The sequence below is a fragment of the Veronia pacifica genome (assembly GCF_001707825.1).
Lineage (GTDB): Bacteria > Pseudomonadota > Gammaproteobacteria > Enterobacterales > Vibrionaceae > Veronia > Veronia pacifica.
Window position 1 is genome coordinate 1 of sequence record NZ_LYBM01000079.1, and the last position, 11,329, is coordinate 11,329.

General features: G+C 46.5%; 11 protein-coding genes. 4 read left to right on the plus strand and 7 right to left on the minus strand.

Features of this window, described 5'->3' with window-relative positions:
- Positions 1-385: 385 nt before the first annotated feature.
- From A8L45_RS22710 to A8L45_RS22725, 4 genes are read right to left on the minus strand one after another with little or no spacing between them, the layout of a single operon-like run.
- On the minus strand, positions 386-823 hold the full coding sequence (locus A8L45_RS22710; RefSeq protein WP_068905629.1) for a type IV pilus modification PilV family protein: 438 nt from the start codon (positions 821-823) through the stop codon (positions 386-388).
- The gene (locus A8L45_RS22715) at positions 813-2,078 is read right to left on the minus strand and encodes a hypothetical protein (protein ID WP_068905630.1); all 1,266 of its coding nucleotides are present in this window, start codon (positions 2,076-2,078) and stop codon (positions 813-815) included. Before A8L45_RS22715 ends, A8L45_RS22710 begins: the two co-directional genes overlap by 11 nt.
- The gene (locus A8L45_RS22720; protein ID WP_068905631.1) at positions 2,079-2,723 is read right to left on the minus strand and encodes a PilW family protein; all 645 of its coding nucleotides are present in this window, start codon (positions 2,721-2,723) and stop codon (positions 2,079-2,081) included. It abuts the gene before it with no gap.
- Positions 2,720-3,268 (minus strand): pilus assembly FimT family protein, encoded by a 549-nt coding sequence (locus A8L45_RS22725; protein WP_068905632.1) that lies wholly within the window; start codon positions 3,266-3,268, stop codon positions 2,720-2,722. The genes A8L45_RS22720 and A8L45_RS22725 overlap by 4 nt, the downstream gene beginning before the upstream one ends.
- A 99-nt stretch (positions 3,269-3,367) precedes the next feature.
- Here A8L45_RS22725 and A8L45_RS22730 point away from each other — a divergent pair, with 99 nt between their 5' ends.
- On the plus strand, positions 3,368-3,796 hold the full coding sequence (locus A8L45_RS22730; RefSeq protein ID WP_068905633.1) for a type IV pilin protein: 429 nt from the start codon (positions 3,368-3,370) through the stop codon (positions 3,794-3,796).
- Positions 3,797-3,859: 63 nt separating this feature from the next.
- Here the strand turns inward: A8L45_RS22730 and dnaJ are convergent, their stop codons facing one another.
- The 3 genes from dnaJ to grpE all read right to left on the minus strand — a co-directional run bounded on the left by dnaJ (position 3,860) and on the right by grpE (position 7,816).
- On the minus strand, positions 3,860-5,008 hold the full coding sequence (dnaJ, locus tag A8L45_RS22735; protein ID WP_068905634.1) for a molecular chaperone DnaJ: 1,149 nt from the start codon (positions 5,006-5,008) through the stop codon (positions 3,860-3,862).
- Between the two features lie 99 nt (positions 5,009-5,107).
- Entirely contained in the window at positions 5,108-7,024 is a 1,917-nt protein-coding gene (dnaK, locus tag A8L45_RS22740; protein ID WP_068905635.1) for a molecular chaperone DnaK, read from the minus strand.
- A 192-nt stretch (positions 7,025-7,216) separates the two neighbouring features.
- Positions 7,217-7,816, minus strand: a complete 600-nt coding sequence (gene grpE / locus A8L45_RS22745; protein ID WP_068905636.1) for a nucleotide exchange factor GrpE — start codon at positions 7,814-7,816, stop codon at positions 7,217-7,219.
- Between the two features lie 182 nt (positions 7,817-7,998).
- Here grpE and nadK point away from each other — a divergent pair, with 182 nt between their 5' ends.
- The 3 genes from nadK (at position 7,999) to bamE (ending at position 11,301) form a co-directional block, all read left to right on the plus strand.
- A complete protein-coding gene (nadK, locus tag A8L45_RS22750) occupies positions 7,999-8,883 on the plus strand; it encodes an NAD(+) kinase (RefSeq protein ID WP_068905637.1) in 885 nt (294 codons plus the stop codon).
- Positions 8,884-9,045: 162 nt separating this feature from the next.
- Complete coding sequence (gene recN / locus A8L45_RS22755; RefSeq protein WP_068905638.1) at positions 9,046-10,713, plus strand: DNA repair protein RecN; 1,668 nt, start codon at positions 9,046-9,048, stop codon at positions 10,711-10,713.
- A gap of 231 nt (positions 10,714-10,944) precedes the next feature.
- Entirely contained in the window at positions 10,945-11,301 is a 357-nt protein-coding gene (gene bamE / locus A8L45_RS22760) for an outer membrane protein assembly factor BamE (RefSeq protein WP_068905639.1), read from the plus strand.
- Positions 11,302-11,329 lie beyond the last annotated feature (28 nt).

The following is an 11,329-nucleotide window of genomic DNA, read 5'->3' on the forward strand; positions in this document are numbered from 1 at the left end:
CCTGTTTATTTTCACTTTATAAAAGTGAAGACCAAAAAGGAGTGAAGACAAATAAGCTTTTGTCTATCATTCACGAGTGCCCACACAGATTGCATAGGTCAAATTGTTAAAGAACGTTGACTGATTAAGCGCTTGGCTTCATCTCGTCAGGGCTGCGTATGTTACGCTGTCCGACGTTTAAGTCAAGAAGAAATTTTGATGTTTTTCTGAGGTTTGAAGCACTCATTCAAAATGTCTTGTTGACTTGTCTCTTACGAGAGTGAGGTTTAAATGATATCCAGTTTTGGATACCGCCTCTGCGTCAGTGAGGCGGCATTATAGAGAGGTTTATCTTTGTGGCAATAGCAAAATACAAAAAAGATGTGCTTTGTGGCTCAAGCGACCATTAAGTAATCAAGTTGCTGAACTTTGATACCATTGTGAGCATAGTGACGCTCTGTTGGTTCCCCGCTCTGTCATCCCAAGTCACTTTCACCTGCAGAAGCTTTCCGAAAGTGCCATCGGTGTCGCTTAATATGTTTTCTACAGATGTCTCTATTTCAAATGGTGAGCTTTGCTCCAGAGATATACTGCAATTCTCGACATTATCGAGAGTTATATCCTCACCTCCTTCATCTGATGTACAGTTTTGTCCCTGTGTATTAATTGTCTGCAGCAAACTTACCTGTTGCTGCGCAACTTGCTGTGCTCTTAACGTATGAATCGCATCTCCCTTCAACTGCTCGATGTAGCTATAGAGCTTCATAGAGCCAACTCCAGAAATAGTGACCACCACAAGAGCAATCAGTATCTCAATAAATGAGAAACCCCGGTTAGAAGTCATGGAAGCTCCCTTTTACAATCTTCGGCACGCCGCCATTTGGGTTGTCCCCTGTAAATGCATCATCATATTTTGGCGCAAAACCTGCAAAAATATGAGAGTAAGACCCTTCCACATCAACAATAAAGAAGCCATTGGTATCGAACGAACCAACAAACAGAAATGGCATCCGTTTCCAATCCTCATTAGATATTGTGTCAATCTTCGCTGTGCAGACTTGTTCTAGAGGCCCTTCTTTGCAATTGCCATTTTTATCAAGCCACGAGGAACCATAATTAAATCCTTTATCGTCACTATTTTCGCGATGATCGAAAAGATAGAAGGAGGCATTTACACCACCAATAGCACCATGACTGCCCAGAGCGCCGTCTTTAATTACAATTAAAGCGTTGAGATTTGGGGGATGCCCCTCTTTCTTTAAACCATCTAACTGGCAGTCCCCATCTATCCATATTCGGATTTCACTCTTGTCTTTGTATTCACCGCTGGTCATTAAATCATTGAGCGTTTGACCACACTTATCTCCCAGGGAAGAAAATTTTTCATCAAATGATTCTCTAACCTTCTGCCACTTTGATGCATCTTTATTGAAGGTTTCCTGGAAGAAGTTGAGTTTATTAATATCCACCCCATGTTGGATATCAGCCCCAAAATTATTGGTCATTTCTGTAACAACAGTCGTGGTATAACCACTTATACACTTGTCTAAGCTACTAGCAGCCCGCTGAAGTCCAGACTGAAACCCACCACCTATCGTCACATCGCCACCTGCAATTATCGAACTGCATTTATAGTAATCAAAGGGATGGACTGTCTTTTCAAATTCTAGCCTTGCAGGCACCCAGCTGAATGCCCCCTCGAAAGTTACATCACCTGTAGTCTTAAAAGTCGCTGCGCCACCGCCGCCCGATGCCGCCATGAGCAGCTTGAACGATGCATTTTTAAAAGTAGAGGTTAACACCCAAGGTTCACTGTCGTTGATCTGATAGCTGACACCTACTGTCTCCTTGCAACTATCAAGGCTATCAATAAAGTTCTCATCATTGGGATTAAGATTGTCATTTTGAATAAGGGCTGCAGCGCATTGGAGCCCTGCTTTGGCTACCCCACCCTCTCGCGCCGAAATAACAATAGCCTGCGTCCTTTTAACTTCTGAAAAACCAGATTTTGCCACCACCGCAGAAAACGCAGCAATGATGACTGCAATTCCGCTGACCACCATTAAGGTTCCCAGCCCATGCTGCTTAAACTTATTCATTTAGCTATCCACGTTCCATACTGTGACATTGAATTTGAGAGTTTCCGAAATGTCCGGCATTTCGCGTACCTCAGCTGTCAGTGTGACTTCAATCTGCTGGACAGTGCTGTCTTCCCCGGAAGTACTCAATGCTTTCCTGTTAAAGGAGAGAGCGGTGATCTTTAAACGGTTGTAATTGATATCCATCCAATTGCGGCCGTTGCATTGCCAGTTATTCACCCCATCATAATTTTCATAAATCTCGATTAAGCCGTTATTAGCGTCAAGTCGAAAACCTTTGAGATCATCCAACCCTCTCGTCTCAACACCAGCTCTTGAGTCATGATTGTAGGCAAAACGAATACAGTCTCCGGTGGAATTACTGGCTAAGTCATCTATCACGATCGTTGATGCGCCACTATCCTCGATGTGAATGATGTAAGGATTATCATCACCACAATCAAAGCAATAGCCGGCTCTAGAAATTTCCTGAGACATCATATTGGCAATCACATTGAGCTGAGAGGTTAAATAGTCTCTCTGTAACTGCTCATTCCCTATCGACATACTAGAAGTGAGAGCAGCAACAGAGGTTGCAATAACGATAAGGCTAACAGCGCTGCCAACCATTAACTCGACCAAAGAAAAGCCCGCTTGTTTTTTCATGCTCCTTCCTCACTAGAAGGACAGGTTGTCCACGAACTGAACTGGCTACTACTGCATCCTTTCAGCCCAGCGTAAGGTCGAACCAGAACACCCGCCTGTTCACTGGGATCAACCGACAATGCGAGTGTAAGACTGATATTTACTGAAGGTTGTGTTGTTTGGGGCTTGAAATAGAACAGAATCTTCGACCGCTCTGGGGGGTTATTCAGCTCGATACCTGAATAATGCTCAAAGTGAAATTTTGGTAACCCTTTACTCGTCTCTGCACAAGTAAGTGCATCAATATCATTTGTATCAGACGACAAAATACAACCGCTATTGCCATCTGGTGCCATGTAAGCAACATAAATGGGCTTTCTTGTTTTTATCGTCTCAGACTGAGCGATATCAAGAGTGGCTTTTAAATCCTGCGCAGCGACTTTGAGTTGTGCTTTTTTCTGAGCTTGGATAAAAGAAGGAACGGCAGCTGCACTCAGCACCGCTATCACACTCATCGTGATGATCATTTCCAGGGCGGTAAAGCCTTTACCTGAATTAACTCGCATTAATTAAACCCAGCATAAAAAACTAGTCGCACCCAGCTTATCATTGTCTAAAAATTGGTCATTGATTGAGTGTATCTCTTCGACTAAGGCAGGGGTTTAATGTCAAAACAAAATAGAAATACATGCCAAGGTATGACACTACTCGAACTTCTGGTCGTCATACTTATTATGGGTGCTTTATCAACAGTGGCAGTGCCTGCATACACAAACCATTTAGTAAAAGCGGAGAGAAATAGGGCGCAAACTAGCCTCTATCAATTGCAGGTATGGGCAGAGCAACACTACACCGAGAATAATACTTATCCCAATGCAGTGAATTGCAGTCGATGCCAACTTTCAGAGGAATACAACTTCTCGATAAATAATTCTGGTTCTGGTGACAATGCCTACATTATTACTGCGACACCAAAACAGGACTCTCGCCAGCAAAAAGATGAATGCTATGCCCTGATAATCAACGCTGTGTCAGAAACATCGAATAAAGATAGTGATAACAATGACATTGTTAACGATAGGTGCTGGATTTAATCATTAGAGATAAAAAAACCGGCTAACAGAGCCGGTTTTTCCTAGAACGATGCTAAGTCAAAATTAGCTAGTCAAATCGTCGAAGAATTTCTTCACACCATTGAAGAAACCTTCAGATTTTGGTTTGTGCTTTTTCGCGGCACTGCCACCGAAAGACTCTTCAAGCTCTTTGAGCAGATCTTTCTGTTTGCTGCTGAGGTTAACTGGTGTCTCGACAACTAGTTTACAAATCAAGTCGCCAACGCCAGCGCCACGCACTGACTTCACGCCCTTGCCACGCATACGGAACTGACGACCCGTTTGCGTTTCTGTTGGTACTTTCAGACTGACACGGCCGTCAAGCGTTGGGACTTCTACTTCTCCGCCCAGTGCAGCCATCGTAAAGCTGACTGGTACCTCACAGTAGAGGTTGTTTCCGTCACGGACAAAAATGTTGTGCTCACGAACATGCACCTGAACATACAGGTCACCTGCTGGTGCACCAAACTGGCCGGCTTCACCTTCACCTGACAGACGAATACGGTCACCCGTATCAACACCTGCTGGGATCTTCACGCTCAGGGTCTTCGTCTTCTGAACACGACCTTGACCATGACAACTATCGCAAGGGTCTTTAATGATCTGACCACGACCGTGACAGGTTGGACAGGTCTGCTGAACGGCAAAGAAGCCCTGACGCATCTGAACCTGACCATGACCATGGCAAGTGCCACATGTCTGAGGTGAAGAACCCGGCTTCGCGCCGCTACCGTTACACGGCTCGCAGCTGGCATAAGTGGGTACTTCGATTTCTTTGGTTATACCACGGACAGCCTCTTCAAGAGTCAGCTCCATGTTGTAGCGCAAATCAGCACCACGTTGCTGCTGACGTTGACCACCGCCACCACGGCGACCACCGCCAAAGATGTCGCCAAATACGTCACCAAAAATATCACCAAAATCAGCGCCAGCACCGCCAAAGCCGCCACCGCCACCCATGCCGCCTTGTTCAAAGGCTGCATGACCGTACTGATCATAAGCTGCACGCTTTTGGTCATCAGTCAGCACTTCGTAAGCCAGTTTTACTTCTTTAAATTGCTCAGCGGCTGCTTCATCGCCCTGATTACGGTCCGGGTGGTACTTCATTGCCAGACGCTTGTAAGCTTTCTTTATATCACGCTCACTCGCATCGCGGTCTACACCCAGAACTTCATAAAAATCACGTTTTGACATTGTTTAATTGTCACCTGTGTTTATACAACTACGGGCGAAGGAGATATTCTCCCACGCCCGTGCTTAATAAAATTGCGCGTTTCTAAACGTTAGCGAATCTTATTTTTTCTCGTCTTTTACTTCTTCAAACTCAGCATCAACAACATCGTCGTCTTGCTTAGTTTGTTCTGCACCGGCGTCTTGAGCTTGAGTAGCCTGAGCCTGCTGCTGAGCGATTTCCATCAGCTTCTGAGAAGCCGCCATCAGCGCCTGAACTTTCGCGTCGATAGCTTCTTTGTCTTCGCCTTTACGCGCTTCTTCAAGCTCAGTAATTGCTGCTTCGATCTTCTCTTTCTCGTCAGCTGGCAGAGCGTCGCCTGCTTCTTCCACTTGCTTACGCGTACCGTGGATCAGTTGGTCAGCTTGGTTGCGAGCAGAAACCAGATCTTCGAACTTCTTATCTGCTTCCTTGTTTGCTTCCGCTTCCTGAACCATCTTCTCGATGTCTTCGTCGCTCAGACCGCCAGATGCTTGGATAGTGATCTTCTGCTCTTTACCCGTGCTCTTGTCTTTCGCAGACACGTGCAGGATACCGTCAGCATCCAGATCGAAAGTTACTTCGATTTGTGGCATGCCGCGTGGAGCGCCCTGAATACCTTCAAGGTTGAACTGACCCAGAGACTTGTTGTAAGTCGCTTGCTTACGCTCACCTTGCAGAACGTGGATAGTCACTGCACTCTGGTTGTCTTCAGCAGTTGAGAACACTTGATTCGCCTTAGTAGGGATAGTCGTGTTTTTCTCAATCAGCTTAGTCATTACGCCACCCATGGTCTCGATACCCAGAGACAGAGGAGTAACGTCCAGCAGCAGTACGTCTTTCACGTCACCTGCCAGTACACCGCCCTGTACAGCAGCACCAACGGCAACGGCTTCGTCAGGGTTCACGTCTTTACGTGCTTCTTTACCGAAGAACTCAGCCACTTTCGCCTGAACCATAGGCATACGCGTCTGACCACCAACCAGGATGACATCGTTGATGTCGTTTACAGACAGGTCAGCATCAGCCAGAGCAACTTTCAGAGGCTCAAGTGAACGAACAACCAGATCTTCAACCAGCGCTTCCAGTTTCGCACGGGTCACTTTTACGTTCATGTGCTTAGGACCAGTCGCGTCTGCCGTTACGTATGGCAGGTTAACGTCTGTTTGCTGTGCAGAAGACAGTTCGATCTTCGCTTTTTCAGCAGCTTCTTTAACACGCTGCATAGCAAGTGGATCGTTGCGCAGGTCAAGACCCTGCTCTTTCTTGAACTCATCTACCAAGTAGTTGATCAGACGGTTATCAAAGTCTTCACCACCTAGGTGAGTGTCACCGTTGGTTGCCAGAACTTCGAATGTTTTCTCGCCTTCAACTTCATCAATTTCGATGATAGAGATATCGAACGTACCACCACCCAGGTCATATACTGCGATAGTGCGGTCGCCGCCTTTTTTGTCCAGGCCGTAAGCCAGAGCAGCAGCAGTTGGTTCGTTGATAATACGTTTAACTTCCAGACCTGCGATACGGCCTGCATCTTTTGTCGCCTGACGCTGAGCATCGTTGAAGTAAGCAGGAACAGTAATTACTGCGCCAGTTACTTCTTCACCCAGGAAATCTTCCGCAGTTTTCTTCATTTTCTTTAGAACTTCTGCAGATACCTGAGGAGCAGCCATTTTCTGGCCTTTCGCTTCTACCCATGCATCGCCATTGTCAGCTTTAACAATTTTGAAAGGCATGATTTCAATGTCGCGCTGCACTTCTTCGTCTTCAAAACGACGACCAATCAGGCGTTTGATTGCAAATAGCGTGTTTTCCGGGTTAGTCACAGCCTGACGTTTAGCTGGCTGACCTACCAGTGTCTCGCCATCCTGGGTATATGCGATAATCGAAGGTGTTGTACGATCGCCTTCTGCGTTCTCAATTACGCGTGGTTTTTCACCGTCCAGTACTGCTACACAAGAGTTGGTAGTACCTAAGTCGATACCAATGATCTTACCCATTTGGTTTTCTCCAAAATTCGTCTATTTGTTGCGTTGATTCATATATGGGGTTGGCATTTTCAGCTTCAACCCCACCAACGAAATTTTTTTCGTTTTCGATGTCCCTTAGATAAGGGCGAATTCTTCACTTTCAAGTGGAACTGAACAAAAAACCCGCCGAAGCGGGTTTTTTCTGAAAAAGCGTATCAGTGATTACGCTTTTTCATCAATATTAGCTGATGAGGCTTTAGATACCATCACCATCGCTGGACGAACAACACGGCCGTTCAGCTCATAACCTTTTTGCATAACCAGCATAACGGTATTTGGCTCGTGCTCAGCACTTTCCTGAATAGACATCGCCTGATGCAGCTCAGGATTGAATGCTTCACCCACAGGGTTAAGCTCTTTCAGGCCAAACTTCTCAACCGTATCCTTCATAGTTTTCAGGGTCAGCTCAACACCTTCAACCATAGGCTTAATTGCGTCGTTTTCCTTGTCAGCCATTTCAACGGCGCGCTCCATGTTGTCGATAACAGGCAGCAACTCTCCAGCGAAACGCTCAAGCGCAAACTTACGCGCCTTATCTATTTCCTGTTCAGTGCGACGACGCATGTTTTCAACATCAGCGCGGGCACGCAGAACACCGTCCTGCTGCTCTTTTACTTTTGCTTCACTTGCTTCAAGTGCTGCTTCAAGTTCAGTGATTCGCGAGATCATCGCTTCTGCATTTTCGTCTGCCAGTAACTCTTCGGCAACTGCTTCAACGTTGTCTTGCAGGTCTTCCGGGGTAAGGTTTTCTTTATCGCTCATGCTATCTCCGCCACAAAGTGCAGTTTTTACGCGACTAATGTTAACAAGTCGCTTAAAAAATAAATATTCGTGCATATTATGGGGATGTATCATCACGTTTCAAGACGTCAAGACCGACAAAACACGACAACTATGATTCACTCTCTTATAATCAAGCCATTAAACGTTTTAGGATCAATAGGATGATTAAGCCTTTCAAGACTATTGCTCTGGTGGGAAAACCAAGACACCCTGAGGCCATAGCAACGCATGAAAGTCTGTATAACTGGCTGAGCAATCAAGGATATGAAATCCTCGTTGAAAGCAAATTAAAGGGGTTGATCGATCTACCGCAGGACTGTTTTGCTGATTTACACACCCTCGGCGATAAAGCCGACTTAGCTATTGTAGTAGGTGGTGATGGCAATATGCTCGGCGCGGCAAGGGTGCTGGCCCAGTATGACGTATCAGTGATTGGCGTAAACCGTGGCAAGCTTGGATTTTTGACTGACCTTGATCCTGAACAGTATGAAGAGCCTCTGAGGCTGGTACTAAATGGCGAATATGTAGAAGAGCACCGCTTTTTATTAGAAGCCGAAGTGGTAAACCGTCAAGGTCAGGTCGTTAGTTTTAATTCAGCATTAAATGAGGCGGTTCTCCATCCGGGTCAGGTTGCCCACATGATTGAGTTTGAGGTGTACATTGACGACACCTTCGCTTTCTCGCTACGTTCAGACGGTCTGATTGTTTCCACGCCCACAGGTTCAACGGCATACAGTCTTTCTGGTGGTGGCCCCATCTTATCGCCAAGTCTCAGCGCGATTTCACTGGTTCCCATGTTTCCTCACACCCTGTCGAGCCGGCCTCTGGTGGTTGATGCCAATCGGCGGATAAAACTAGTCGTCTCTCCTGAAAATGGTAATCCGCTAGAAGTAAGCTGTGACAGTCAGGTGGCGCTTCCAGTCAGCCCCGGAGAAGAAGTGCATATTTATCGCAGTCAGTCATTTCTTAAACTGATTCATCCCAAAAATTACAATTATTACAACACGTTGAGAAAGAAACTTGGTTGGTCCAGCAAACTCTTTTAACAACTAACTCTCTAATTAATAACAAAAAAGCAGGCACCCCCTGCTTTTTTGTTATCTGGATCAAATTTTTTTAATTTCCATAAAATCCACAGTCTTTACTGTATGTACGCACAGTGTATACTGTATGCATTAACAGGTGTTAATTAATACAGGTATCTCATCATGCTTGCGCACATCACCATACACAACTTTGCAATTGTAAAAACACTTGAGCTGGACTTTCAGGGTGGAATGACAACCATCACAGGCGAAACGGGTGCAGGTAAATCTATCGCAATTGATGCACTGGGTCTGTGTTTGGGAGATAGGGCTGACGCCTCCATGGTCCGTCCGGATGAAGATAAAGCAGATATCAGCACCACTTTTAGCCTCAAAAACAACCATGCAGCACGTCGCTGGTTAGAAGACAATGACCTGTCCGACGGCGATGAATGCATTCTGCGCCGAGTGATCACCAAAGAAGGCCGTTCTCGCGCCTTTATTAATGGCAGCCCTGTCCCAGCGTCACAGCAACGCGCATTGGGGCAGACACTGATCAACATCCACGGTCAGCACGCACACCAGTTATTGATGAAAAACGACGAACAGCTAACTCTGCTCGATCAGTACGCTGGGCATCAAAACCTGATCGCCGCCATGGGCAAACGCTATCAGGCATGGCGTTCAGCGAGAAACACCCTCAAACAGCTGGAAAAAAACAAAGAAGCCTTTGAAGCGCAAAAACAACTGCTCGAATATCAGGTGAAAGAACTGGATGAGTTGGGCATTGGCGAAAATGAGTTTCCCGAGCTGGAAGCCGAGCATAAAAAACTGTCTAACTGCGGCGATATCGCCATGGGAGGACAAGCCGTCATTCAGACCCTCTCAGATGGCGAAGAAACCAATGCCATGCAACTTCTGCAAATGGCCCAGCAACAGCTGGCAGAGCTGTGTACCATGGACAGCCACTTCAACGAACTGGCGCAAATGCTAGAAGAGGCCAGTATTCAGGTGCAAGAAGCCAGTCATGAGGTTACCGCCTACATGGACAGGCTAGATATGGACCCGCAACGCCTGTCATACCTCGACGAGCGCATGGCAGCAGTGATGCGTCTTTCACGCAAGCATCAGGTACAGCCTGATGAGCTTTATCAAACGCACCAGCAACTGCGGACAGAGCTTGAAAAATTCAGCAACAGCGATGAGAAACTCGACAGCCTGAGTCAGGAAGTGGAAGAGAAATTTCAAGCCTGTCTGGTGGCTGCTGAAAAACTTAGCAAAAGCCGTAAACGCTATGCCAAAGAGCTGGATAAACGCATTTCAGCCAGCATGCACGAACTGAGCATGGAAAAGGGCAAATTCCATATTGATATCGACGGCAACCCGCAAAACTCACTGTCACCTCTGGGCTTTGATAACATCGAGTTTCTGGTTTCCACCAACCCCGGTCAGCCCATGCAGGCACTAGGCAAGGTCGCATCTGGTGGTGAGCTTTCCCGTATTTCACTGGCTATTCAGGTGATCACCGCCCAGAAAGTAGAAACGCCGACGCTTATTTTCGATGAAGTCGATGTGGGTATCAGTGGACCAACCGCTGCCATAGTCGGTAAATTGCTGCGCCAGCTAGGTAAATCAACACAGGTAATGTGTGTGACTCACTTGCCGCAGGTAGCAGGGTGTGGACACCAGCAAATGTTTGTCGCCAAAGAGAGCAACAAAGGCAAAACCACCACCAAAATGGTGCCGCTGGACGACTGCTCACGCATTAATGAACTGGCTCGCCTTCTCGGTGGTAGCGAGATCACCGAGCACACGCTGGCCAATGCCAAAGAGCTGCTTATAGCCGCATGATCCCCCAACCCTGCCATGCTACCCAGTGGCGGGGTTATTTTCTTACACCCTACACACTTCACAGCATCCCTCTTCCCTGCCACACTTATCAGAGAGTATTAAAAGGCCGTCACCTTGCCTGAACTTTCAAGCGATTGACGAGTCTTAGCATAAAGTTGAGTTCGAAGTTTTTACATCTTGAGCTGGCTTGTTTATTATCGGGTTCCTTTTATAGAGAGAAGACAAGACGTCATGGGCTGGAAACAGATCACCGCAGTATCCCTTATTCTTGCCGCGCTTTCCGGCTGCACCGTATTCGATAAACTGGTGTACCGTATTGATATTAATCAGGGAAACTTTCTTGATGCCAGCGCAGTGAAAGAGCTGAAAGTTGGTATGACCAAAGAACAGGTGCAATACCTGCTTGGGCCGCCAATGTTGGTAGAGAATGGCTATCCAAACACCTGGTACTTTGTGCAATGGCAACAGCCCAGCCACAGTAAAGCCGAAAAGAAAACCATGATTCTTGAATTCAACGACAAGAGCCAGTTGGTTAGCATGAAGGGTGATATCCGCCCGCCTAATGGATTCTACGAGCCCATTAATTAACAGCAGTTACCCACAAAAAAGCCCGCAG